Source organism: Phytobacter palmae (assembly GCF_039409775.1).
Classification (GTDB): domain Bacteria; phylum Pseudomonadota; class Gammaproteobacteria; order Enterobacterales; family Enterobacteriaceae; genus Phytobacter; species Phytobacter palmae.
The window spans coordinates 161,775-187,614 of the sequence record NZ_JBCIVJ010000011.1 but is presented as its reverse complement, the minus strand read 5'-3'; the positions used below and the strand labels follow the sequence as shown (position 1 = coordinate 187,614).

The window sequence follows — 25,840 nt, the reverse complement described above, 5'->3', positions numbered from 1 at the left end:
ACACCCAAATAAGGTGTGAGATTTTTCAAATAACAGTGCTGAGTGGGTAACCAGAGTCTTCATTAGCAGAAATGTCTCTCGATCTCTTTCCAATATCGGTACCGAGTGAAATCAGAGATCCGGGCCTTTTGATTTGGCGTCAAACTTTTTCACAATCAGACAAACTGCAACATTCACTGAGTTCCAGTACTTGTTGGCAATCACCTAGCGCAACGGGATCAACTTGTAAGTTTATCGGCACGTCAAAGGGGCGGGGTACAATAAACGGCATAGAGATATCAATATATGGCCTATCGCCAGAAGCAAGACAATCAATGTGCCACTGTGACCATGCTTCCCAATATTTCTGCCGCTGTGGTGAAATCCCGGTTTGCATATAACCAGTTGAGGCAGCTGTCATTAAAGAGTCAGAACGATGGCTACCAAGAGTCAGAGGCTCATTGACCTTCTTAATCGCATTGGCGCCGAATATCAACTTCAAACGAGCCAAAAATTCACTATCGGCTCCGGTTTTAACACAATCCCATGCTCCTGCCTCACGTATTACCACTTCTCGCCGGAAGAGAGGAGAGGATGGGTTAAGACGTGCCAGTGGATAAATTTGACGCGCATAGTAAACACCATCATCCTGCATACGAACCCAATTGGAGACGGTACAGATGATCGTTGAATCAGCCAGCAAAGGGGCCAGTTGCCGACTTAATTTTTCAGGATGTGACCAGTCGTCTGAATCGTGGCAAGTGACAAACTCTCCTTGAGCATGCATCAGTCCAATTCGCTTGGCAGCGTAGGTCCCCACATTCCGCGGTAATCTCAACAGCCTAATACGGTTATCTTGTCGAGCTAGCTTCTCCAGTCTCTCAAAAGTGTCATCATTACTTGCATCGTCCACAATAATTAATTCTAACGACTTATAGCTCTGAGCCAACAATGAAGCAATAGCAGCTTCAGCCCGCTTCCCAGTGTTGAAAGTAGTCATCAACACAGATATCAGTGGACCCGTTTGGCTCTCTGACTCCTCGGCAACCCGAACATTGAGGGGGGAAGGTGCAAATAAGGGATCATTTAAGCTCAAAGGAGGAAGATCAAACGCTGCCAGATAAATATTAAGCCGCTGTAGCTGAATTCCTGAATCTCCGCCAAAAGCATTGGCTTGTAGTAGCAGTAACTCAGGCTCATGCTTAATAACATTGACTGGGAGCGACTCAATCAGGCTACGAGCCTGAGCAATGTGCCCATCTCGTAAAAGTAGAGCCACATGCAATGCTGGAGAGACATCCGGAAAGTCATCGATTAACATTAACGCGGTTTGCGGCATAAATGGAGCCAATCCATTTATCAGTGCCTTTCTTTGCTGAGCCTGTATGTATTGACTCTGGAAGGAAGTCACTACCGACTGAGCTGCATCAATTTCACCAGTGGCAGCAAGTGATACTGCTTTGGCTAACGTGGATTGCCAGCATGAGGGCTTCACTGGCAGTTGACTCACTGATTGGTACATGCCTAATCGATACATAGCTATTAATTTTTTATCGATTTCTAGCCTGAATTTCCGATGGGCTACCCATGCAAGCGCATGAACATAACGTTTCTGTCGATAGCACCTCAAAAATCGAAGGTAATTCAGCATGATAGCCACCTCATCTTAAGCGTCAGTACCAAAAAGATCACGAGTGTAGACTTTTGCCTGAACGTCTTTCAGATCGGGAAAAATACGATTGGTCACAATCACATCAGCCTGTTGTTTGAAAGCATCTACATCACATACTATTCGAGAACCAAAGAAACATTCTTCCTTTAATGCAGGCTCATACACAATGACTTCAATGCCTTTAGCCTTGAGACGCTTCATCACCCCCTGGATACTGCTGGCACGGAAATTATCGCTACCTGCTTTCATGATCAGGCGGTAAATACCCACGATTTTGGGGTTTCTACGCAATATATCATCAGCCACAAAATCTTTGCGCGTCGAATTGGCGTCCACGATTGCACGAATTAAACTCTGTGGAACTTCACGATAATTCGCCAATAATTGCTTAGTATCTTTTGGCAGGCAGTAGCCACCATAACCGAAGGAAGGATTATTATAGTGCTTACCAATGCGAGGATCCAAACCTACACCCTCGATGATCTGACGAGTATCTAAGCCATGGATAGCAGCGTAAGTATCTAATTCATTAAAATAGGCGACCCGCATAGCGAGGTAGGTATTAGCAAAAAGTTTAATAGCTTCAGCTTCGGTGCTATTAGTGAGCAGCACCGGAATATCCTTCCGAACAGCTCCTTCACATAACAGATCAGAAAAAACTTTAGCCCTTTCACTTTTTTCGCCAACAACAATACGTGATGGATAAAGATTGTCATGTAGTGCCTTGCCTTCTCGCAGAAATTCTGGCGAAAACATTAAATTCTCGCATCCAAGTTCTTGTTTGAGACGTTCTGTAAAACCTACTGGCACGGTAGATTTAATAACCATAACAGCATTAGGATTGATATTCATCACATCACGAACAACTGCTTCTACCGAGCGAGTGTTAAAATAATTCGTGACTGGATCATAATCAGTGGGTGTTGCAATAATGACAAAATCAGCATTCTGATACGCTTCATACTTATCAAGCGTAGCTCGCAAATTTAGTGGTCGGTGGGTAAGGTATTCTTGAATTTCAGCATCGACAATAGGAGAAACTCTATCATTAATTAACCGCACCTTTTCCTTGTCAATATCCAATGCCGTTACATAATGATTTTGCGCAAGGAGAACAGAATTCGAGAGACCAACATAACCTGTACCAGCAATAGCAATATTCATAATTATAAAACTCACTGATTTTACTTGAAAACTTCTGATAAAGTAACAATCACTAAAAAACCTTTGTCAGAAAACATTTATTCCATTCAAAAAGATATATACCATCCCAGTCGACACCAATTTCAATAACAGAGGCCAGTATTTCTATAATTAAATAAAATTACCCAATGTACTTTCTTGATAAAATAAAACCAGTTCAAAAAGTAGTATTATTTAATAATCTTATATTATTGTAAATTTATTTGCACCACTCCAGACATGGTTGACTATGGCAATAGATTTATTTAAAAATCACCATCTTATAACAATGAGAGTATTCCAACATTAGAATTTTTCATGTGCTTCCTTCTATTTTTCACACTTAGATTATTATCAATTCACTATCGAAAGATTATATCTTCATAAATTTCCACAACACCGCCCTGGGTTCCTTTGAACTCCACTTCTAGGCCATCAATTTGAGGATTTAAAATCTCTTCACCATTACTGCACAAAAGCTTATAGATAAAGTTACCCAAGGCTATCTCCTGTTAAATATTACTAATAATATTTTTATTAAATTTGATTTTCAAATTTGTTGAAGGCAGAGTTAATGACTTGATGCATATCATAGTAACGATATTCAGCCAAACGACCGCCAAAAATAACATTAGTTTCGAGTTTAGCCATATCTTCATACTTCTTGAAGATAGCCATATTGACTTCATCACCAATAGGGTAATAAGGTGTTTTTTCTCTTGACCAGGTATCAGGAATTTCTTTAGTAACTATAGTCACATTTTGATCTGCGCTATTTTGATCGAAATGTTTGTGCTCAATTATTCTTGTCCAGGGTACATCAGCAGAGTTGTAGTTAACAACAGCATTACCTTGATAGTTATCACGTTGTATAGTTTCTGTTTCAAATCTTAACGAACGGTATTCGAGTTCACCATGTTGGAAACCATAGTATTCGTCAATCTTTCCGGTAAACACAACTTTCTCAGCTAAAGAGTCCCAATATTCTTTATCTGCAAAATAATCAACATTAGTCTTCACCTCTATACCTTCCAGCATATTTTCGAACATAGCCGTATAACCGCCGATCGGAATACCCTGATACTTATCATAAAAGTAATTATTGTCCCATGACATTCTTACAGGCAAGCGTTTGATTATTGTTGGAGGCAATTCTTTAGGATCTTTTTGCCATTGTTTTTTTGTATAGTCACGTATCAGCGTATTATAAATATCCTCACCGACCAACGTAAGGGCCTGTTCTTCAAGATTCAACGGCTCCCTATCTAATTTCAATCGTTGGGATTCTATTTTTTCAATAGCTTCTTCCGGAGTAGTTACCCCCCACATTGCATTAAATGTGTACATGCTAAATGGCAAAGAAAATGCTTTTCCGTTGTTAATAGCGATAGGGCGATTTACAAAGTTATTAAACTGAGCAAAACGATTAACAAACTGCCATATATTTTCATCATTGCAATGAAAAATATGTGGACCAAATACATGTTTATGAATGCCATTAGTGTTTTCAGTATAGCAGTTACCCGCTATATGGGCGCGCTTATCAATAATAAGACATTTTTTTCCCGCATCAGTAGCCAACCGCGCGAAAGTACTACCGAATAAACCTGCACCGACAATCAAATAATTGTACATCAAAATGTTCCTTTTCTTACTTACTTTGAAAGATTAGCTAAAAATTCTTTTTTATATTTTAAAAACACTTCTTGGTGTTCATCAGGAATTTTATCCTTAGCCCACTCAATTAATCCTGTACTAAATTCCTCCCACTGCATTTTAATTTCAGAGAACTCAGGATACTGCATAATCCTTTCTTGTGTATAACGAAGAGCTTCAAACACCATGAGACGCCGACTATCAGAAATATTTGTAATTTGGTCACGTTTTGAGAATTTTCTATGAGTACAGACTTCCTGGTCGCTATAGGAAATATTTTTTGCCGCAATAATACTATGCCAATGATATGGGATATCATTATGAACAACTGTTGGGCCAAAAAATATGTTTTCATCATGCAGCAAATCTGTTTTAACTATCCTATTCCATGGGTAATTTATCAAAGCCGCAACCCGGCTTTTGAGCGACGCTCCGCTATCACTTTGTGAGAATGAATCCCATAGTTTAGCATCAGCATTGAACATGCCACGTGATGAGTTTTCTTCAAAGAACTCGATACGGTATCGCATAAAGAATAAATCTGCATTCTTAGCCGTAGCTTTTTTCACTGCGGCTTCTAATGCACTCGCATCAATAACATCATCGGCATCAAGGAAGAATGTGTAACGGCCAGTACAAAGAGGGATAACAGAGTTACGTGCACGTCCCGCACCTTTGTTTCCCTGTTTATAGAATTGGATATTATTGTGTTTTTTAGCATAACTCTGGCAAATTTCTGCCGTCTTATCGCTAGAACCATCATCAATGATGAGAATATCGAAACTTAATCCTGTGATTTTTAACACCGAATTGATGCTATCCGCAATAAGATCTTCGCAGTTATAAACAGGTATTACGATAGTTAAATCAAGGTGTGGATAACATTGATTGTATTCATTAAATCTTTTGGTAAAATTACTTCTAAGATTAACCGGAGATAGCACGTTACTTGTTTTGCAGTAAATATCATAAAGCCTACGCTTGATAATATTTTTCGTCATCAAATCCGGTTGATTATCGGCAATCCAACCCGTCCTATAACAATAATCATAGAACTCGTCGAAAACCGATTGCGTTTTGATAGTCTTCTGCATTAAAAAGTTTGCAGTAGTATTAAGGTGAGACGAAATTGCTGCTAGTTTGTAGGAGGAAGAACCCATAGTTTGTCCTTCCCTGGCCATTCGATGGTAGCTAATTACATGATCTATAACAACTACACGTTCAGCTTCTGATAGAACGAACCAGTGTAACGGATTATCTTCGTAAAAATAATCGCCTTCAGGATATCTAATATTTTTACCACGGATAAAACTAGTGAGATACAGTTTTCGCCATGGAACCGGGGACATTTTAAAAAGTTCAGGACAGGATGAACCCGACGTTATCTCATCTAACGGTATATTAGCCCATTTACTTTTATCATATGAAGGGCTAACAACTCGGTTATTTTCGTCGAAGGTTTTAAAATCACCAATAACTAATTCAGCATTTAGTTTCTCTGCTGCTGAAACTAATTTTTCAAAAGCATCATTAACAACCCAGTCATCACTGTCAACAAATCCAATGTATTTGCCTTTAGCTGCATCAATACCAATATTACTTGGGATCCCAGCTCCACCGAGCGTATTGAAATTCAAGTCAATAAACTTAATTCGTTGGTCAACGCCTTGATACATCTCAATAATATTTTTACCATTATCGGTCGAGGCATCGTTAACTATGATTAACTCAAAATCGTCCATCGTCTGAGATAACACAGAAAGAATGCTAGCATCTAAATAAGGGCCAACATTAAAAACAGGCATAACTATTGAGAGTAATGGTTGCTTATTATCTTTAAGCGATTTTTTTTCAGCCAAATTATCAAAAGTAACACCAAGTTTTTCGATTCGTTCAATATTAAATTTGGCGTGTGCGTAAAGAGGGCTGTCATGAGGTATTTTATTATATTCAAGCAAAGCCAACTTGTAATTGCCGTTTTTAAAATACTTATTCCCGTTAGATAAACTCACTTTTCTTCCTTCGTAAATTCTGATAATTGCGATATACTATTAAGACTATTAACTGTTTGTAATTAAATAAAACATTCCTTTTTCATTTTTAATAAATTCGTCGACAAAAGAAATGCCGTTCTGGTTCCAAAGGTCTATCCATAATTTAGCTGATTCCATTTCCTCAGGTCTGTATGCATCATCTAAAACCCAATGAATCTCATGCTGCTTAGTAAGATCAATCAAGAATGTTGCAACTGGATATCGAGCGTGTGCACAAGTATCACCCGGAGGCCCGTCAACTAAGACAAGGATTTTTTTCTTTTCACCATGCAATACTTGTGCTAGCTGTTTAATATTAGCAGCGCAGTCGTAATAGAAATAATCGCCTGTAGTATCACTCCATTCTTTAATTGGCGTCAGGCAGAGCTCGACTAAATTATCGACGTTGTGAATAGATAACTGTCTCTGTGTTCTCAAAAAATAGTCTTCGTGGTGTTCAAATGTAATAATACGCTTAGAATCATTACTATTATTTATATTTAGCGCCTTCAACGCTTTAGCCATCAAAAGCGTTGAAGTGCCGCTACCAAACTCAATAATAGCATCATATTGCTGCTCTTTTATTTTTTCCAAAAGGAACAATCCAATGTCGGCACTTATCGGCCATCCGTGAAAACCCGCAATCCCTTCACCCGTTGTCAAATAACTTTGAATAGTGATAAAAGATTCTATTTGCCGAACAGTATTTCCGAGTCTATTAATAAGTTCTCTTTTCAAAACGTTCGGCCATTCTTTATGACGTTGTTCTTGTTGTCGAGATTGCTCACCTATTGCAGCTTGTACTTTCTCTACTAATTGATATTGTTTCTCTTGCTCAGAAATAATTTTTGATATCAAATCATTAATATCATTTTGATGGTTTAGTTTTTCAAGTGACGCGATGATCTGCTCAATACTCGATTGCTGTTTATTTCGAGCGGTCTCATTCAATGTTTCTATTTTCGACAACGTCAGAGTCTGCTTCGCACACTCTTCTTTCAGTTGTTGGATTTCTTGTTGCTGGATCTGAGACTTAATGCTAGCTAGTTTTAATGCATACTCCTCAGTCAGTGACTTCATCTCATTTTTTGTATGAAGTAACTGAAGATTAAGCTGTTTAATTTCGTGATCCTGCGCAGAACGTTTACCAGCGTGATCTCTGACATAAATCGCATATGCCAGGCTCGGATGACGCTCTGGTAGGAGCTGCAGGCGTCGCATACCAGCTCCTTGCATAATTAAATCGACCTGAGCAACACTTGCAGACACGGGTTCATCCTGGAGCAGTACTCGTACAACTGCCATGTCTAACTGATCAATTTCATTCTTAGCATTTTTAAGCAACAGTGCTGCTGGCAAACAATCTATCACTAACCAGTTAACAGCAGAGCTACTTGCCTGAAAAAGGTCTTTAAGCGTAACACCATCGTTCACTGGCTCAGTGTAGGTACTATACAGATTTGGCCACACTGACTTAAGTTGAGTGGGCTCCAGTAACCCACTCTCCCATGGGTTACTGGCCTGGTAAAAATGAGAAGATACTTCATCATCTGAGACAACAATCCCTTTATGGAGATGCCATCCATTATTTAAAGAAACGTTTTTCTGTAAATGTTGAAATTGTTTCTCTTCACCTTCCCACAACCAAATTGGCCGAATTTCTCGTTGAGCAAGCCATTCGACCCATGGGCCTTGACCAGTACCGGCACCAATAACAATGGCACCAGTGACAGGATATTCGGTATTAAGTACATCTAACCACGTAGAGGCCGGAAATTGATTTTCTAAGTTTAGGCTTTTCATTAATTATCCCCTACGTTGATGTCTGTATTGCCGCACTGAACGATACAAGGCAAATGGCAACTTTATCCATCTGAAAAGCGAACCTTCACTGGAAATAAGATCTTGTCCAAGTCGATATGAAAGATGATTTTTTACACGTTCAGCCTCATGGGCATCGCGGTAAACAGATATTGGAGGGAGATTATTCTCTGGCTGAGTAGTGTTTTGCTGATGCCATGCTTTACGCTCTGTAGCTAACGCTTGAGGCATTCCTAACCAGCCAGTCAAAGAGCGGGAGCGTTTTATCATAATGGCGCCTAACCGGTAACCAAGCTCCTGTTTGATGCGCTCAGCAGCACCATAATATACTGGGGCTTGCTGCTTTTTGAGTTTCTGGTTTTCAAGGAAAAAACGTTCTAATTCTTCCTGCACCTGATGTACTTGTGTCAGAAGTTGCTTATTCTCTTGTTGAAGTTTATCAATTTTTTTTCCCTGCTCATCAATTTTTTTACGCTGTGTTGCGTTGAAAGCTTTGGCCTCTGATAATTGTTGAATATTAAGGCTCTCTAACTCCTGTCTTTGAAGATACTGACTCTCAAGCTCCTCTTGAACCTGGTGTAATTGCGATAACATCAATTCACCTTCATTCAACTGCTTAGTTATAGAGAGTCCCAACGTTTCGTTAATACATAAATAGGCTTGATGCAGACCCGAGGCCAACTCAGCATTCATCTGGCGCTGTTGAATCATTTTTTCCAGGACCTTGCCAGGATTCAATGCTTCATTAAATTCTTCCTGCATAGGGAGATTGGCCACAGACTGTAATTCTGCATAGAGGTGCTGACATGCCGGATAATCAGAAAGCAATTGTTCTAATAAGTAATTCTCAACATCATTTCCCTCCAGAATTTGTTGAGTTTCTTTAGTATCTAAACCAGCCAGGCTAGTGAGTTCTGTCAAGTTTTGTAATGAAAAATTTGGATTATTGCTTAATGCTAAATATGAATTTTCACTATCTGCAACGACATCACCAACGTCTTCAATGTCACTCCCAGAAGTTGATAATAACTGCGCAGTTAATAAAGGTTGAAGCTGTTGCAAACACGCATCTGCGTTTCGTTTTACCTGCTGAGCATTAACCAAAACGCAACGATTTCGGTTTCGCAGGAAAAATGCTAAAAGAGCCCCATTGTACGCTTTCCAATTATTAATATGATGTTCAATAGTTGTACTGGAGAGAGTATTTCTTTTCACTGTCGCGTTGAAAAGCGCTTGTTTAGGCTCATCGTATACGAGAACGAAAGTCAGCCCATCATCTAGTTGGCGCCAATATTCTAAAGAATAAATTGACTGGGGATCCGACCAGCCCCATAACTTCTGTTCCAAATTACCCAGCATCAAATCTAAAGCCATCCCGTGCCAAACAGGAGCAACCCGCATAGGTTTGATTTCATCTTCTAACGTTATGCTCAAAATATCAGGCACCTGATGAATTTTACATAAAGTTGCGGTGATATCCTGTGGAGATAATGCTTCACGTCGGGAAGGTTGTGGAGATGCCATTCCTCTTTCTTGCAAAATGTTTTCCACTTCCTGATAACCCGAATTTGGGTGTCCCACAATAAGTATACGATTCACTGAGGCTCCTAAATCAACGTGTAGCAATGCTGTATTCTGTTTAAGGTGAAAGAGTCATCTTATTGACTCTTATAATTTTTTACGCGTAAATGAAATATAAATATTAGCGATAGCAGTATAAAATATTTGGTGGCTCAGAAAGGAAGGTTTTGGTATATTTGCAAAAGTATAAAACAATGATTCGGCTCAGACAGTTATTATATGATAATATTTATATCTAAAACGAAGCATATGAAATACTCCATTATCATAAACCCCAGATTGTTATAAGAACACCGTTAATACTGATAAAAACATTGAATAAATAACACCCATACGCAAATCAGTATTCAGTAGTTAAAGAAACATACTATATACAAATTGCATAGGTAGAGAAGGATCTAATGTCTACATACATACCAATTTAACTAAAGGCATTCATCTGACTTATAACATTTAATTGCTTCCGTTACCGATTCAAAACACCTCACGATGTTCCCCCTACCAACAAAAAGGGCATAGTCACAATATTTTTCCAAAGAACTAAGATTGTGTGAGACCATAAGGAAATTTGATTCTTCATGCCGTGCGTTAAATAGATCCTCACATTTTTTCTTGAATTTAGCATCCCCAACTGCAGTAATTTCGTCCACTAAATAATAATCAAATTTAAATGCCATGCTCAACCCAAAACCTAACCTTGATTTCATACCCGAGGAGTAGGTTTTTATCGGCATATCAAAATATTTTCCCAGCTCAGCAAACTCCTCGACGAAGGCAACTTTTTCTTTAATCTCATTTCTGTTTGCATAAAGCCTGGCAACAAACTTAACATTCTCCCGCCCAGTAAGACTCCCTTGAAAGCCACCGGCTAACCCCACTGGCCACGAGATAGTTTTATCTGTTGTGATACTGCCACTATCGGGCCTATCAATTCCGCCTATCATTCTTAGCAAAGTTGATTTTCCTGCCCCATTGCGGCCAATCAGTGCAACACTTTTTCCGGAGGGTAATTCAACATTGAGATTTTTGAATACATAGTGCCGCCCTTGAGGCGTACGATAGGACTTAGTAATGTTATTTATTTTTATCATGAAGTTAGCATTGCCTCCTCACGATTGCGGTATAAAGCTAAGCCAATAAAAAAAACGATAAGAGTAATCATCGCTAAGTAATTTAGGCTCACGCCTTTACTCTCATACCCCTGAAAAACTGCTTCCCGACTTAATTCAACAGCATGAACAAGGGGGTTCCAAAGTAAATATGGCCAATAGTCTTTAGGAATCGAGTGAAGAGGAAACATAATGCAAGAAATAAAATACAAAGGTTTTATCATAATGGGCAAAAACTTTTCCGTCTCCGGAAAAATTTTACCTAAGACCATAAAAATCAAACCAATTCCACATGACAGAATAACGAGTAACAACCAACATACAACCAGTGTAATAAACCCGTTAATACTAAAGTTTTCTCCTGCCAACCCTACACCAGTCATTAACAAAATATATACAACAACGCAAATTAACGTTTCAAGTATAGCGCGGGCAATAATGGTATCGATTGGTTTAACAGGTCTGTAATTAAATAAACCCTGATTTGCCTCAATAGCACCAACAGACCGAGTTGCAATATTACTAAAAAGGAAATACGGGATTATACCATTTAGCAGAAAAACAGGATAAGAAATATCAGGCATTGTACGATGCATAATAAATCCAAAAATCGTCAATAAAATCAACAAATGCGCTGCTGGCTCCAGTATCGCCCACAGGTACCCCAAACGGTACTTGCCAAAGCGAGTCTTAATCTCACGCAGGAACAGGGCTTTCACAGCCGCTTGCTGTACTTCTAAACCACTTCTGGCCATTGGTGATGTCACCTTGATGTCATGAGGCACGCTACCGCCCCTGGCTCTAGCTACCAGAATGCTCGGGCGTACCATATGAGACAAGCCATACAATTAGCTTGCTAATAGTTTTAGCGGGCGACAAATCGCCTTTCGGGTTTGAATTTGTTTGTAGGAAGGTAAAGAAGAAAAATGTAAATATTATGGGTATCTTCCTGATGCAAACTTCCTGAAACTCCAAATCGGCTATAAATGTAGCGGTCTATCAAGACAAATCCTACAAGTTAAAATCTATCAATGTGAAGATATTAATTTATAAACTCTATGGCTAGAATTATCTTGTTACCCCATCATTTAAAACAACACTATATCAGCCGATTAGATACGTTTTGTGTTGTTAGACTTGAATGCAGGTCCACCCTGTATTAGTGCTGTTTGTATTATTTATATGCGAAATACTTTGTATCATTCCTTCCTTTTTTTTTCAATGTGGAAGCATTTATACTCCAAAAACAGGTAGTGCTCAGGCTAGAAGACAAACACTGTTAACATCCTATTTTCAAAGACAATTAGCCGATTTATTCAACGATTAGCGCCCGTATTTCTCTTTCTCTGGATTATCCAGAACAATCTTTATTCATTAATACCAGTGATGTTTTACGACAAAATTCACGCTATAGCACCTCATCATTAGCACGCCATCCAGCCCACTCTACATTTTCACGAACTTCTCAGAGGTTGCTCTGCCCATCCCGCCGAGGGCTTGGAAGTCCCCCTGACTTACGTCGCTTCAATGGTGAAATTTTGTCTCCCTCACAGAGCCCGAACATACTAAATGTTTGCCAAAAGACGTTTTTGCCTAAAATGGCAGTGCTAATAAATGGCGCTCTTCATCAGGACGCAATAACCGGTCAGTAAAGCCCGCCTGGTGAATGACTTTCCAGAACCGGTTTCCCGGATGTGCAAAGAGGAAACCAGTATGTGCAGAAGACTTGCCCGGATTAATGCTGCAGAAAACGACGGGTAATGCTGGTGCGAGAATGTCGTGGATCATCTCTTTCCCCTGATGCTGGATGTGAGACTTAAGTATAAAGGATTGAAAATGCGTTGTTTATAAAACAGGCAGATGAAATGTTGATGCTGGATTGCCTGGACAAGTTACTTTATAATTCCCCGCCACGGCCCCTTAGCTCAGTGGTTAGAGCAGGCGACTCATAATCGCTTGGTCGCTGGTTCAAACCCAGCAGGGGCCACCAAATTCAAGGACTTACGTTAATAGCGTAAGTCCTTTCTTTTTGGGGGTCCCGTGGGGGTCCGATGAGGAAGTAATCTCAGGTATGAGATCGTTTGGTCCTTCTCATCTAAAAAAAATACGCTGATAACGGATTATTGACGTGCTGTACAGGGGGTGTGCGCCACTGGCGCAGTGAGTTGCAAATTAGCAACACGGTTATTTGAGCACGCCAAAACGGGCGGCGCAAAATTGCGCCGGGGTGCGATACCCAATATCCGGGTGACGGTAGCGACATCTCCCCAAAGATGGGGGGGGGAGCTATCTACGGGGGCACTATGCCCCCAGAGAATGGCTTATCGGCGGGGTGGTGGCTTGCGCCAGTGGTATTCGGGTGCGGTCATTCGCTGGCGGTACCGTTCTTTAGCAGACAGAGCGCTGTTAAGGCGAGTACGGATGATTAATTGCTCCTGTCCGTTCAATGCATAGCCCTGCTGACGCGCCATTTCGATAAGAACTGTTTCTGCAATCTGCCGTTTGAGCATATCCCTACCCTTATCAACGCATGCGTTTGATTTCTACTGCCAGTTGCCTTTTCAGGGCTTCCCTCATCTCCCGCGGCATGTTCTGTTCCATCTGCCGGGAAAGCTGATCACGAAAAGCTGTAGTGAGCGGCGTAGCCAGGGGAATACTCACTACCTCTACAGGGTAACGGCTCTTTGCGGTTCTGCGTAGCACGTGCCAGCGACCATTCTTAAGCTGCTGAATGAAAGCACCAGGAAAGCGGAAAGGCCCGATTTGAAGCACGCTATTTGCGCCTTTGACGTCCCGCTTACGCCGGGACATACGCACACTGGCCACGCCAAGCTTGATAGCAGGGAGATTGCCGCGATTGACCTGAATACGGGCCTTTGGGTTTGCCGCCGTCGCGTTTTTGATCCGCACGCGCTGTTTCACCAGTTTGCGAGGTACACGAGTATCTTTTGCTACAGTGGAAATTGCTTTGCTTGCTGCCCTCGCCGCAACCCGGTTTTCGGCATATCCGGGTGGCGTACCAGGTTGTGCGGCTGGCCGATCAGCTCGTCCAGATCAAAGCCGCTTACCTGCGAGAAGGTGTCATTAGCGTGGGTGATATAGCTTTGCAAATCGGTGGTCGACATCAGAGTGGTGTCAGCGTCAAGGGGATATTCCCGTTGCGTGACAAACGGCGGAGCAGACATGATTAGCATCCTTTGCAAGTTATTCGACTGTTAAAAATTTTATCGAATGTTATTTCGGCGATAATGAATTTATCTTTAGTTGTTAAATTTGATTTAGATCGCAATTTGCGATTAAACCGCACTATTTGTATGTTTTTAAGTTGCTGATTTATATAGTAACCAACTGAAACTACCAAGAATTCCTGATTTATCACTGCGCAAAAATGAGGCAATAAGCGCACCACCACGGTGCATTTTGCATAAATAATGCTCAACGCCTGTTTTCTTTTCCTCTATTTCAGAACGTAACAAAGGGTAAGTTCCGGGATCTAATCTCGTAGAACTGCGTTTTTCCCTGGCGTTTATCCCGATTTTCGTTTGCGGCTTCGATGTGGCGCAATCCCTGCAATACTTAAATCAGTATCATGTGATACGCGAGCCCCGGGAGCATATTTTGAACAGATTACCTTCCAGCGCATCGGCTCTGGCCTGCAGCGCACACGCACTGAACCTCATAGAGAAACGAAAGCTTGATCATGAGGAGATGAAAGAACTTAACCGAGAGGTACGGGAATACTTTAAAGAGCATGTAAATCCGGGGTTTTTAGAGTATCGAAAATCTGTTACTGCCGGCGGGGATTACGGAGCCGTAGAATGGCAAGCGGGAAGTCTGAATACGCTTGTCGACACCCAGGGACAGGAGTTTTTAGATTGTCTGGGTGGGTTTGGTATCTTCAATGTGGGGCACCGTAATCCAGTAGTGGTTTCCGCCGTACAGAATCAACTCGCAAAACAACCTCTGCATAGCCAGGAGCTTCTCGACCCACTGCGGGCGATGCTGGCAAAAACACTGGCGGCATTAGCCCCAGGCAAACTCAAATACAGCTTCTTTAGCAACAGCGGCACGGAATCCGTCGAAGCGGCGTTAAAGCTCGCCAAAGCGTATCAGTCGCCACGTGGCAAATTCACTTTTGTCGCTACCAGCGGCGCGTTCCACGGTAAATCCCTGGGGGCGTTATCTGCGACGGCGAAATCGACCTTCCGTAAGCCGTTTATGCCGTTACTGCCGGGCTTCCGTCATGTGCCGTTTGGCGATATCGAGGCCATGCGTACCCTGCTTAGCGAATGTCATAAAACAGGCGATGATGTCGCGGCGGTGATCCTTGAGCCTATTCAGGGTGAAGGCGGCGTGATCCTGCCACCGCTGGGCTATCTGCCAGCCGTGCGTAAGCTATGTGATGAATTTGGCGCGCTGCTTATCTTTGATGAAGTGCAGACCGGGATGGGGCGTACGGGCAAAATGTTCGCCTGCGAACATGAGAACGTCCAGCCGGACATTTTGTGTCTGGCGAAAGCCCTCGGCGGCGGCGTGATGCCGATCGGTGCTACGATCGCTACCGAAGAGGTCTTCTCTGTCCTGTTTGATAATCCTTTCCTGCATACCACCACATTTGGCGGTAACCCGCTGGCCTGTGCGGCCGCGCTGGCAACCATCAATGTGCTGCTGGAAGAGAACCTCCCGGCACAGGCTGAGCAGAAAGGTGACATGCTGCTGGACGGCTTCCGCCTGCTGGCGCGGGAATACCCGGATCTGGTACAGGATGCGCGCGGCAGAGGGATGCTGATGGCTATTGAGTTTGTGGATAACGAAATCGGCTACACGTTTGCGAGCGAAATGTTCCGCCAGCGTGTACTGGTTGCCGGGACACTCAATAATTCGAAAACCATTCGTATCGAACCACCGCTTACGCTGACAATTGAGCAGTGCGAACAGGTGCTCACAGCCGCTCGCACCGCGCTGGCAGCGATGCGCGTGGCGGTGGAAGAAGCGTAAAAGCAGACTGTGCCGCCTTCTCCCCCTCACCCTTGCCCTCTCCCTCCAGGGAGAGGGTAAAAAGCAGCCCCAGCCCGCTCGCTCGATTCCCTCGCCCCTCTGGGGAGAGGGGAAAAGCTGCCCCAGCCCGCTTGCTCGATTCCTTCGCCCCTCCAGGGAGAGGGTGAAAAGCAGCCCCAGCCCGCTCGCTCGATTCCTTCGCCCCTCAAGGGAGAGGGGAAAAGCTGCCCCAGCCCGCTTGCTCGATTCCCTCGCCTCTCAAGGGAGAGGGGTAAAAGCTACCCCAGCCCGCTCGATCAATTCCCTCGCCCCTCTGGGGAGAGGGTTAGGGTGAGGGGAAACAGGCGGCAGCGAGGCTTGTTCCGTTCACCTCCAGTCCTGCTGAACATGCCGAATCCGTCACTCGTGAACGTGCTAAGGGGGCTTGCCGCCGCCCCCTTAGCCATCCCCGCGGCCCCGCACGGAAATCGGTGCTTCGCACTGCGCTCACCTCCCGACCCTCAGCCTGCGGTCGGTTTGACTCGCCGTCCTGGCTCGACAAACCTCTGCCCGCCCTCCCTGGCGGCCAGCCCTTGTCTTCCGGCCTCCGGCTCGCCGATTTCAGCGGGGACACACCCCTCGCTGAAAGTCCGGAACAAAATGAAAAAAGGAATGGCTGTAGGGTTTCTTTCAGGAAGCAGCAGGGGCGTTTCATATTTAATGCACTTTCTGGCAGCGAGGGTTTTCTGGTCCGGCTGAAAATAGATGAGGCGTTGACGGCTGACCGGGGCCGCCCGCAGGGACGCGGGCGGAGGGGATAGCCTGCAAGGACGCAGGCGGGTCCCCGACCCGACAGTCAGACGACATAAGCATCATGGACCGCGCCAGCGGCGATTTTCCTTGCCGGGAGCCTGGGTTGCAAGGGAGGCGGCGGCGAGCCTCCCTTGCACGTTCACGGGTGATGAAAATGCAGAGATCCAGCGAATTTAAGGTGAACGGAACAATCTCCTCACGTCACATATTCCCCCCTCAGCCCTTTGGGTTGAAGGGGAACAATGCGCACCACCCCAAACCGCTACTCCGGCATTAGCCCCACAAACGTCCGTTTTTTACGCGGCTCCGACATCAGATCCTCCAGTTTCTCCACGCAGGCCAGGTAATGTGGCGTCTTTTTGTGTGCCAGCACGGCGGCCTCGTCCTTATAAGCTTCGTAGATAAAAAACCGCGTCTTCACTTTCGGATCCTGCAACACATCAAAACGCAGATTTCCCGGCTCCTTCACTGCCCCCTCGTGATTGGCGCGAAATACCTCAAGAAACTCATCAATCTTGTCCGGCTTGATGTTAATCTCCACCAGCGTCACATTCATTGTTGCTCTCCCTGTTTCTCTTCCTGCCAGAACTGATACGCCTCACGGGCGCTCATATTCTCGTGTACCACTTTTTTTACCGCTTTGAGCATAGCGAGCGGTGCGCTGGACTGGAAAATATTGCGCCCCATGTCCACGCCGGACGCCCCCTGGTCGATGGCGCGAAAACACATCTCTAATGCCTCCAGTTCAGGCAATTTCTTACCACCGGCAATCACAATCGGCACCGGGCAACTGGCGGTCACTTTCTCAAACCCCTCTTCGACAAAGTAGGTTTTGACGAACTGCGCCCCCATCTCGGCGGCAATACGGCTGGCCAGTGAAAAATAGCGCGCATCCCGCGCCATCTCTTTACCGACGCCGGTGACCGCAAGCGTAGGTACACCGTATCGGTTCCCGGCATCCACCAGTTTAATGATGTTATTGATCGACTGATGTTCATGCTCGCTGCCGATATAGACCTGGGCCGCCACCGCACAGACATTGAGGCGCAGGGCATCCTCCATCGCTACCGCCACGCACTCGTTCGACAGCTCGGTCAGAATGGAATTACCACCTGACGCTCTCAGCACCACCGGTTTATTCGTGGCGGGCGGCACCTGGCTTCGCAGCACCCCACGGGTACACATCAGCACATCCGTTTCGCCAAACAACGGCGCAATGGATAAATCAATGCGCTCAAGCCCGGTGGTCGGCCCCTGAAAGTAGCCGTGGTCAAACGCCAGCATCACCGTGCGGTTGCTTTTCGGGTTAAAAATCCGTGAGAGCCGCGACTGCATTCCCCAGTCCAGCGCCCCACAACCTTTGAGCGTAAACGGCACATTTTTTTGCGGCCGGTCGAGGCCAAAATCTTTGCCATCTTTAATGTCATCTAAATCCGCCATCGTTTCCTCCCGTCAGAAGTCGTATTTACCAATGTTCTCTTTGGTGAACACCACGCGTTCCGGCAGCAGCACGATCCCGTTGCCTTTCGCTTCATACTGATAACCCTGCACGCTGTTTGGCTCGACTTTAAGCGTGCCGATATCTTTCACGTCGACGCTGTCGCCAATATTAAGATCGCCTTTTTTCAGCAGATGTTCGGCGACATTCACCGAAATTTTCCCTTGTTGCACCACATCCCACAGGCCAAAGGCTTTCACCGTGCCACGCTCCACATACGGGCGCATGACGTTCGGCGTACTAAAGCCGACAATCGCCACCCCTTCCCGTTTCAGGTTCTCCGCCGCCTGCGCTGCCGCTGGTAGGGCATTGGCATCCGGTGCGATGATCGCGTCCAGATCCGGGTACGCTTTTAAAATCCCTTCGGCGGTTTGCAGGGATTTGGTCGCATCGTTATAGCCAAACTGAGTGGTGACGATTTGCCACTGGGGATGATCTTTCTCGATTTTGGCTTTCGCCTCTTTCACCCACTGGTTCTGGTCAGTGACGGTGGGGCTGGAATAGAAGAACGCCACTTTGGCATTCGGTTTGGTCACCTGCTTGCCCGCCATATCCACCAACAGGCCACCCAGTTGCTCCGGCGTCCCCTGATTGATGTAGATGCTGCGACACTCAGGCTTGGTATCAGAATCCCAGGTCAGCACTTTCACACCGCGCTGCATCGCGCGTTTCAGCGCCGGGCATAACCCGTCCGGCGAAACGGCGGAGACAATAATGGCCTTATAGCCCTGGTTGACGAAGTTATTGATGAGCTGAACCTGGCCTGACACGCTCGGTTCGGTCGGACCGTCATAGGTCACCTCCACCCCCAGGTCTTTGCCCGCCTCTTTCGCGCCGTTGCCGCCGCTGGTAAAGAAGCCCACCCCAACCAGTTTGGGAATAAAAGCGATACGGTCAGCCGCCTGTGCGGCCATGACGCTACCCACCAGCGCCAGCGCGCTCAGTTGCACTATCAGTTTTGTCTTCATCTCATGCTCCAAAAGATTAACGCGAGAGAACCCGACGCCAGGTCATACGCACCCATTCCCGGTGCAGACTCAGCGAACGCCCCATCACCACCACCACCAACAGCGCCCCTGACAACGCGCTCGACACCTGGTTGGGGATGCCGACCATCTGTAACCCCTGCTGTAAATACCCCACCAGCAACGCTGCCAGTGCAGTACCCAACACCGAACCTGAACCGCCATAAATATTGGCGCCGCCCAGTACTGCGGCGGTAAGCGCAGGCATCAGCAAATCGCGCCCCAAATCAGAACGCGCTGAACCGTAATAAGAGACCAGCACCACGGCGGCAATGGCTGATGCCACCCCGACCAGCCCGTAAAGGGCGTAAGGCATTCCGTTCACCGACAGCGCTGCATACCGTGCTGCGCGCGGGTTCTGCCCCAGGAGAAAGAGATGGCGGCCAAAACGCGCCCGGTGCGTAATCAGCCAGAAAAACAGGGTGATCAGCGCAAACAGCACCAGCGGTACGGGTAGCCCCAGCAAAGTGAGATTGGCAAAGGCGGTAAAGCTATCCGGGAAACCGCTGATGCCTTCATAACCCGTCGCGCCTGCCATGCCAGAAAGCAACAGCGCGCCGCCGCCATAGAGGTACAGCGTGCCGAGTGTGATGACCAACGGGCTGATGCCGGTGTAGTGAATCAGCGCTGCGTTGACCAGCCCGCACAGCAACCCCAACAGCAGGGTCAGCACAATGGCGATGCTCATCGGCCAGCCCGCCTGCATCATCACCCCCAGCGCAATGGCGCACAGACCGATGGTCGAACCAAGCGAGATATCGATGCCGCCGCTGATGATCACCAGCGTCAACGGCAGGGCCACAATGCCGATGCAGATAAAGTCACTGGTGCTGAACAGCAGCATATTGACGTCCAGCATCCGCGGGTTCAGCGCGCCAAAAAGCAGGATCTCCAGCACCAGTAACAGCAGCAGCGCAAATTCCCAGTTGAGCTTCATTTACGCCACCTCTTTGTTTTTACGTTTGGGAAAGGGAGCCACGTTTTTGCTCCCCTTATTGCCGGGCATAAAGCGGCTGTATTTCAGTTGCCGTTGATGGCGGGCCAGCGCCTGGCGTAAACGTCCATCCAGCACCAGCACACCGAGCAACACCAGGCCGGCGATAAAGTCATTCCACCAGGCCGGGAGCTTAAAGAGCACCAGCACGGTGTCGATTTGGGTGAGGAAAAAGGCCCCCAGGAAAGCACCAATAAGCGTCCCCGTCCCGCCGAGCAACGAAATACCGCCGAGCACACAGGCGGCGATGGCTTTCATCTCCAGCCCGCTGCCGGTCTGGTTCGGCACAAAGCCAATCTGCGAGGCAAAGACAATCCCGGCGCAGGCCGCCAGTACGCCGTTCAGGGTGAACGCCAGCATCCGCGTGCGGTTTACCGCCACGCCGAGCTGGCGGGCGGCGGCGAGATTATCCCCCACCGCATAGAAGTCGCGGCCAAACGCCGTGCGTGCCAGCATCCAGGTTCCTGCGCCGAGCATCAGCAGCACCAGCCAGCCTAAGGGTGACACCCCGGTCGCCCCCGCCACAGAGAGGGATTTCAGGCTGGCGGGTAACCCTTCAATCCATTTGCCGCCCGTCCACAGCAGCATCGCCCCGCGATACAGCCCGAGCGTACCCAGCGTTGCCACAATCGCCGGAATTTTCAGCCCTACCACAAGCAGGCCGTTAAAGGCGCCGGCCAGGGCGCCAATCGCCAGGGAGAAAAGCATGGCGACAGGCAGACTGTAGCTGCTGTTCAGCGCCACCCCGACGGCAATGGCGCACAGCCCCACTGTAGAGCCCACCGACACATCAATATTGCGGGTCAGCATCACCAGCGTTGCGCCGAGCGCCAGCAACATCAGGATCTGGCTACTGGCGAAAATCATCCCCACCGTTTGCAGGCTGAAAAAGGAAGGGTTCAGCGCCACCAGCACCACAAACAGCGCCAGGATAGCCAGAAACGCGCTGAGCTCACGATTTTTCAGTAACGTTTTCATGCCTGTCCTCCGCCGAAAGCCAGCGTCATCATGCGATCCACACTCACCGCGTGACGCGGCAGTTCCCCGCTAAGTCGCCCCTGGTGCATCACCAGCACCCTGTCGGCCAGCCCCGGAAACTCATCCAGATCGCTTGAGATCATCAGCACCGCCACGTTTTGTGCCGCCACGCTTTTGATCAATTGATAGATATCCGCCCGCGCCGCTACATCCACGCCGCGCGTCGGCTCATCGACAATCAGCAACAGCGGGTTAGCCTCCATACAGCGCGCCAGCAATACTTTTTGCTGATTCCCGCCGGAAAGGGTGCGGACAATCTGATCCGCATGATTCAGCTTGATGCCCAGCGCCCGGTGATAACGCTCTACCACCGCCGCTTCACGTTTGCGCTGCTGCCAGAGCGAGGGTTCATTCAGGGCGACCGTGTTCCAGCGTACCGGGGCATCCAGGAACAACCCCGAGACCTGGCGGTCCTCCGGCAGATAGACCAGCCCACGCGCCAGGCGAGCGCGGGTAGAATCGCCATTGATTTCACGATTCTCCAGCCAGATGCGTCCGGCACGCACCGGGCGCAGGCCGTAAAGGGTTTCGGCAAATTCAGTACGCCCGGAGCCGACCAGCCCTGCCAGACCGACGATCTCCCCGGCGTGGATCTCAAGGCTGAGATCGATAAACCCTTCCCCCGTCAGCGCATCTACCCGCAGTACGGGGAAATCCTGCGGCTGAGTGCGACGATTACCCGGCAGCGCCAGCCACAATTTTTGCGTATCGCTTAAGTTTTTTTCGCGGCTCGCGGGCGTCATGGCGGTAATCAGGGCGTTGTCATCGAGACTGGCGATTTCGCCGCTCAGCACCACCGCTCCGTCGCGCATTACCGAGACATGGCTTGCCAGAGCACGGATTTCCGGCAATTTATGGGAGATAAAAACAATACCGACACCCAGCTCTTGCAGGGCGCGGATCTGGCGAAACAGGCGATCGGTTTCGCCCGGCGTAAGAGAGGCGGTGGGTTCATCAAGGATCAGGATCTTCGCATCGCGCATCAGGCCGCGTAAGATCTCCACCATTTGCTGGTCGGCGACTTCCAGCGTACTGGCGGCCGCCTGCAGGTTAAGCTGGCAGTTAAGCTGCTGCAGTTTCTCTGTCAGTTGCGCGTCGTGTTGCGCGCTGCGCGGCAGACGAAACAGGATATTCTCCCGCACGCTCAGGTTGGGAAACAGCATCGGTTCCTGCGGGACCAGATAAATACCAAGCTGATGCGCCTGATTCGGCTTAAGGCGCGCAAACGCCTTGCCGCAAACGAAAAGTTCACCGCTGTCTGGCGTTTCCACCCCGGCGATAATTTTCATCAGCGTTGATTTTCCCGCGCCATTCCCCCCCATCAGCGCATGGACCTGGCCTGAATATAGCGTGAAATCAATACCTTTCAGGACCGTTACGCCTGAAAATTGTTTATTGATGCCTCGCGCTTCAATCAGTGGATTCATTGCAGCCCCGCTATTGAACAAATGATTTTTTATTTCAATAATGTTCAAAAGCGTAGACGGTGAACTATATTTACAACCGTGCAATGATCACACTTTTATGTATTTGGATCTCTCTATTCCAACAGCGACATCAAAAGATCTGTTTTGCCAGGCGGCTCACACTTTCACCCCAGGCAAGCACGAACATATGATCTAAATTTTTATAAGAGTTCAGATATGAGCGAAAAAAGAATATCAGAAGAAGGACGCTTTGCAGGTCTGGCGCTGGCAGAAGAAGAACTGGTGGCCCGTGTGGCCTGGTGTTACTACCACGACGGCCTGACGCAGAACGATATCGGAGAGCGCCTGGGTTTACCGCGCCTCAAAATTTCTCGCCTGCTGGAGAAGGGGCGTCAGTCCGGGGTGATCCGCGTACAGATTAACTCCCGCTATGAAGGGTGCCTGGCGCTGGAAACGGAGCTGCAACGGCAGTTTGGCTTACGTCTGACCCGTGTGCTGCCTGCATTGAATACCCCGCCAATGAGCGTGCGGCTCGGGATTGGCGCCGCACAGTCATTGATGGGGGTCCTGGAGCCAGGCCAGCTTCTGGCGGTGGGATTTGGCGAAACCACGATGAGTTGTCTGCAGCATCTGAGCGGGTTTATCAGTTCGCAGCAAATTCGCCTGGTGACGTTATCCGGCGGCGTCGGCCCCTATATGACCGGGATTGGTCAACTTGATGCCGCCTGTAGCGTCAGCATGATCCCCGCGCCACTGCGCGTCTCGTCGCCGGAGGTGGCGGAGATCCTGAAACGGGAATCGAGCGTACGGGACGTGATCCTCGCCGCCACCGCCGCCGACGTTGCCGTGGTGGGTATCGGGTCAGTAAATCAGAAACGCGACGCCACGATCCTGCGCTCGGGCTATATCAGCGAAGGTGAACAGTTGATGTTTGCCCGCAAAGGCGCAGTGGGCGACATCCTCGGCTACTTCTTACAGGCCAACGGTGAGCGGGTCGAAGGGCTGGAGATTCACCGGGAATTACTTGGCGTCACCCTGGATGAGCTGGCGCAATTGCCGACCATCATCGGTGCCGCCGGAGGCGTGGAAAAGGCAGACGCGATTTATGCCGCACTCAAAGGTCGTCGTATCAATGGCCTGGTGACGGAAGAAACAACAGCACGCGCGGTTCTGGCACTGGCGCAATAACGCGCCGCTTGCCGCGCTGCGCTGATAACAGCGAGGCAAGCCCATGAGTTACCTTTTAGCGTTAGATGCAGGGACCGGCAGCATACGTGCAGTGATCTTCGATTTAACCGGAAGACAGGTCGCCGTCGGCCAGGCGGAATGGAAACACCTGAGCGTGGAAAACGTGCCGGGCTCCATGGAGTTCGATCTCGCGACCAACTGGCAACTGGCCTGCCAGTGCATTCGCCAGGCGCTGGAGCGCGCGGGTCTTTCCGGTGCGAATATCAAATCCATCGCCTGCTGTTCCATGCGCGAAGGCATCGTGCTGTACGACCAGTACGGTGACGCCATCTGGGCCTGCGCTAACGTCGACGCCCGCGCCAGCCGGGAAGTCGCCGAACTCAAAGAGATCCACAATGATCAGTTTGAATCCGAAGTCTATGACGTCTCCGGGCAGACGCTGGCCCTGAGCGCCATGCCACGCCTGCTGTGGCTGGCGCATCATCGCCCGGATATCTATCGCAACGCGGCCACGATCACCATGATCAGCGACTGGCTGGCGGCGCGCCTTTCCGGCTGGCTGGCGGTCGATCCTTCCAACGCTGGCACGACCGGCATGCTCGATCTGTTTACCCGTGACTGGCGGCCGTCCCTGTTGGATATGGCCGGACTGCGCGCCGATATTCTCTCGCCGGTCAAAGAGACCGGCAGCGTGCTGGGCGAAGTGACCAAAGAGGCGGCGCAGGAAAGCGGCTTGCGCGAGGGCACCCCTGTCATTATGGGCGGCGGCGATGTGCAACTGGGTTGTCTTGGGCTCGGGGTGGTCCGCCCCGGGCAGACGGCGGTGCTGGGCGGGACATTCTGGCAACAGGTGGTCAACTTGCCACAGGTGCGAACCGACCCGGAGATGAATATTCGCGTGAACCCGCATGTGATCCCTGGCATGGCGCAGGCGGAGTCGATCAGTTTCTTTACCGGCTTAACCATGCGCTGGTTCCGTGACGCCTTCTGCGCGGAAGAAAAATTGATTGCCGAGCGTATGGGCATGGACACGTATAGCCTGCTGGAAGAGATGGCTGCTCGCGTCCCGGCGGGCTCCCACGGCGTGATGCCGATCTTTTCCGATGCGATGCATTTCAAACAGTGGTACCACGCGGCGCCGTCGTTTATTAACCTCTCCATCGACCCGGAAAAATGCAATAAAGCAACGTTGTTCCGCGCGCTGGAAGAGAATGCCGCCATTGTCTCAGCCTGTAACCTGGCACAGATTTCCCGCTTTTCCGGCGTGAAGTTCGACAGTCTGGTGTTTGCGGGCGGCGGTTCAAAAGGGGCGCTGTGGAGCCAGATTTTAAGCGACGTCACAGGCCTGCCTGTACGCGTGCCGGAAGTCAAAGAGGCCACCGCGCTGGGCTGCGCCATTGCCGCAGGCGTCGGGGCAGGTCTGTACGACGATATGGCAGCGACCGGTGAGCGGTTGGTGAAATGGAGCCGGGAGTTCACGCCGAACCCGCAGCACCGTGAGCTGTATGACGAGATGATGCAGAAATGGCAGGCCGTGTATGCCGATCAGCTCGGCCTGGTGGACAGCGGACTGACAACGTCCATGTGGCAGGCTCCGGGGTTGGTACGCGACACTCGCCCCTCACCCTAACCCTCTCCCCATAGGGGAGAGGGGACTGCTCCGTGCGGCCTTTCCCCCCCTCGCCCCTGTGGGGAGAGGGGACTGCTCCGTGCGGCCTTTCCCCCTCGCCCCTTTGGGGAGAGGGGGACTGCTCCGTGCGGCCTTTCCCCCTCGCCCCTTTGGGGAGAGGGCCGGGGTGAGGGGAAACCAATCTTTGAATCCCATCACAATCATCGCATTCCCGTTT

Annotated in this window: 19 protein-coding genes, 1 tRNA gene and 3 pseudogenes; 4 read left to right on the top strand and 19 right to left on the bottom strand. The window is 48.3% G+C overall.

Annotated features, from left to right (window positions below):
- Positions 1 to 139: 139 nt before the first annotated feature.
- From AAIG39_RS15165 to AAIG39_RS15125, 9 genes and pseudogenes are all read right to left on the bottom strand, one after another.
- Positions 140 to 1,630 carry a glycosyltransferase family 2 protein gene (locus tag AAIG39_RS15165; protein WP_343194196.1) on the bottom strand — a complete coding sequence of 497 codons (1,491 nt, stop codon included), beginning with the start codon at positions 1,628 to 1,630 and terminating at the stop codon, positions 140 to 142.
- Positions 1,631 to 1,645: 15 nt separating this feature from the next.
- The gene (locus tag AAIG39_RS15160; RefSeq protein ID WP_343194195.1) at positions 1,646 to 2,815 is read right to left on the bottom strand and encodes a nucleotide sugar dehydrogenase; all 1,170 of its coding nucleotides are present in this window, start codon (positions 2,813 to 2,815) and stop codon (positions 1,646 to 1,648) included.
- A gap of 555 nt (positions 2,816 to 3,370) precedes the next feature.
- Positions 3,371 to 4,468, bottom strand: coding sequence for a UDP-galactopyranose mutase (gene glf / locus AAIG39_RS15155; RefSeq protein ID WP_343194194.1), 1,098 nt, complete (start codon positions 4,466 to 4,468; stop codon positions 3,371 to 3,373).
- Between the two features lie 20 nt (positions 4,469 to 4,488).
- The gene (locus AAIG39_RS15150; RefSeq protein ID WP_343194193.1) at positions 4,489 to 6,501 is read right to left on the bottom strand and encodes a glycosyltransferase family 2 protein; all 2,013 of its coding nucleotides are present in this window, start codon (positions 6,499 to 6,501) and stop codon (positions 4,489 to 4,491) included.
- A 48-nt stretch (positions 6,502 to 6,549) separates the two neighbouring features.
- Complete coding sequence (locus AAIG39_RS15145) at positions 6,550 to 8,325, bottom strand: O-methyltransferase (RefSeq protein ID WP_343194192.1); 1,776 nt, start codon at positions 8,323 to 8,325, stop codon at positions 6,550 to 6,552.
- Between the two features lie 3 nt (positions 8,326 to 8,328).
- Positions 8,329 to 9,942 carry a hypothetical protein gene (locus AAIG39_RS15140; protein WP_343194191.1) on the bottom strand — a complete coding sequence of 538 codons (1,614 nt, stop codon included), beginning with the start codon at positions 9,940 to 9,942 and terminating at the stop codon, positions 8,329 to 8,331.
- Positions 9,943 to 10,349: 407 nt separating this feature from the next.
- Positions 10,350 to 11,015: an ABC transporter ATP-binding protein gene (locus tag AAIG39_RS15135; protein WP_343194190.1), complete on the bottom strand. Its 666-nt coding sequence runs from the start codon at positions 11,013 to 11,015 to the stop codon at positions 10,350 to 10,352.
- The gene (locus tag AAIG39_RS15130; RefSeq protein ID WP_343194199.1) at positions 11,012 to 11,788 is read right to left on the bottom strand and encodes an ABC transporter permease; all 777 of its coding nucleotides are present in this window, start codon (positions 11,786 to 11,788) and stop codon (positions 11,012 to 11,014) included. The genes AAIG39_RS15135 and AAIG39_RS15130 overlap by 4 nt, the downstream gene beginning before the upstream one ends.
- A gap of 853 nt (positions 11,789 to 12,641) precedes the next feature.
- Positions 12,642 to 12,821, bottom strand: a pseudogene (locus tag AAIG39_RS15125) (uracil-DNA glycosylase family protein); the annotation flags it as partial.
- Between the two features lie 126 nt (positions 12,822 to 12,947).
- On the opposite strand from AAIG39_RS15125, the gene AAIG39_RS15120 reads away from it, so the two are divergent.
- Positions 12,948 to 13,023: transfer RNA gene (locus tag AAIG39_RS15120), tRNA-Ile, on the top strand.
- A 331-nt stretch (positions 13,024 to 13,354) separates the two neighbouring features.
- Here the strand turns inward: AAIG39_RS15120 and AAIG39_RS15115 are convergent.
- The 4 genes and pseudogenes from AAIG39_RS15115 to AAIG39_RS15100 form a co-directional block, all read right to left on the bottom strand.
- Positions 13,355 to 13,543, bottom strand: a complete 189-nt coding sequence (locus AAIG39_RS15115; protein WP_343194189.1) for a hypothetical protein — start codon at positions 13,541 to 13,543, stop codon at positions 13,355 to 13,357.
- Positions 13,544 to 13,556: 13 nt separating this feature from the next.
- Positions 13,557 to 14,036, bottom strand: a pseudogene (locus AAIG39_RS15110) (phage tail protein); the annotation flags it as partial.
- Positions 14,030 to 14,218, bottom strand: a pseudogene (locus AAIG39_RS15105) (hypothetical protein); the annotation flags it as partial. The pseudogenes AAIG39_RS15105 and AAIG39_RS15110, both read right to left, overlap by 7 nt.
- A gap of 135 nt (positions 14,219 to 14,353) precedes the next feature.
- Positions 14,354 to 14,509, bottom strand: a complete 156-nt coding sequence (locus tag AAIG39_RS15100) for a hypothetical protein (RefSeq protein ID WP_343194188.1) — start codon at positions 14,507 to 14,509, stop codon at positions 14,354 to 14,356.
- Between the two features lie 142 nt (positions 14,510 to 14,651).
- Between AAIG39_RS15100 and ygjG the strand changes: the two genes are divergently transcribed.
- Complete coding sequence (ygjG, locus tag AAIG39_RS15095; protein ID WP_249572810.1) at positions 14,652 to 16,031, top strand: putrescine aminotransferase; 1,380 nt, start codon at positions 14,652 to 14,654, stop codon at positions 16,029 to 16,031.
- Positions 16,032 to 17,085: 1,054 nt separating this feature from the next.
- Here the strand turns inward: ygjG and lsrG are convergent.
- The 6 genes from lsrG to lsrA are packed head-to-tail and all read right to left on the bottom strand — an operon-like array spanning position 17,086 to position 22,805.
- A complete protein-coding gene (gene lsrG, locus AAIG39_RS15090) occupies positions 17,086 to 17,379 on the bottom strand; it encodes a (4S)-4-hydroxy-5-phosphonooxypentane-2,3-dione isomerase (RefSeq protein ID WP_103278185.1) in 294 nt (97 codons plus the stop codon).
- Complete coding sequence (gene lsrF, locus AAIG39_RS15085; RefSeq protein ID WP_047373046.1) at positions 17,376 to 18,263, bottom strand: 3-hydroxy-5-phosphonooxypentane-2,4-dione thiolase; 888 nt, start codon at positions 18,261 to 18,263, stop codon at positions 17,376 to 17,378. The genes lsrG and lsrF overlap by 4 nt, the downstream gene beginning before the upstream one ends.
- A 12-nt stretch (positions 18,264 to 18,275) precedes the next feature.
- A complete protein-coding gene (gene lsrB, locus AAIG39_RS15080) occupies positions 18,276 to 19,289 on the bottom strand; it encodes an autoinducer 2 ABC transporter substrate-binding protein LsrB (protein WP_283776165.1) in 1,014 nt (337 codons plus the stop codon).
- A 16-nt stretch (positions 19,290 to 19,305) separates the two neighbouring features.
- The gene (gene lsrD, locus AAIG39_RS15075) at positions 19,306 to 20,283 is read right to left on the bottom strand and encodes an autoinducer 2 ABC transporter permease LsrD (protein ID WP_249572811.1); all 978 of its coding nucleotides are present in this window, start codon (positions 20,281 to 20,283) and stop codon (positions 19,306 to 19,308) included.
- Positions 20,284 to 21,318 (bottom strand): autoinducer 2 ABC transporter permease LsrC, encoded by a 1,035-nt coding sequence (gene lsrC / locus AAIG39_RS15070; RefSeq protein ID WP_343194187.1) that lies wholly within the window; start codon positions 21,316 to 21,318, stop codon positions 20,284 to 20,286.
- Positions 21,315 to 22,805, bottom strand: coding sequence for an autoinducer 2 ABC transporter ATP-binding protein LsrA (gene lsrA, locus AAIG39_RS15065; RefSeq protein ID WP_103278189.1), 1,491 nt, complete (start codon positions 22,803 to 22,805; stop codon positions 21,315 to 21,317). Before lsrA ends, lsrC begins: the two co-directional genes overlap by 4 nt.
- A gap of 216 nt (positions 22,806 to 23,021) precedes the next feature.
- On the opposite strand from lsrA, the gene lsrR reads away from it, so the two are divergent.
- Both lsrR and lsrK read left to right on the top strand, forming a co-directional pair.
- Positions 23,022 to 23,993, top strand: a complete 972-nt coding sequence (gene lsrR / locus AAIG39_RS15060; RefSeq protein WP_249572813.1) for a transcriptional regulator LsrR — start codon at positions 23,022 to 23,024, stop codon at positions 23,991 to 23,993.
- Between the two features lie 43 nt (positions 23,994 to 24,036).
- Entirely contained in the window at positions 24,037 to 25,623 is a 1,587-nt protein-coding gene (gene lsrK / locus AAIG39_RS15055; protein WP_343194186.1) for an autoinducer-2 kinase, read from the top strand.
- The last annotated feature ends 217 nt before the right edge of the window (positions 25,624 to 25,840 follow it).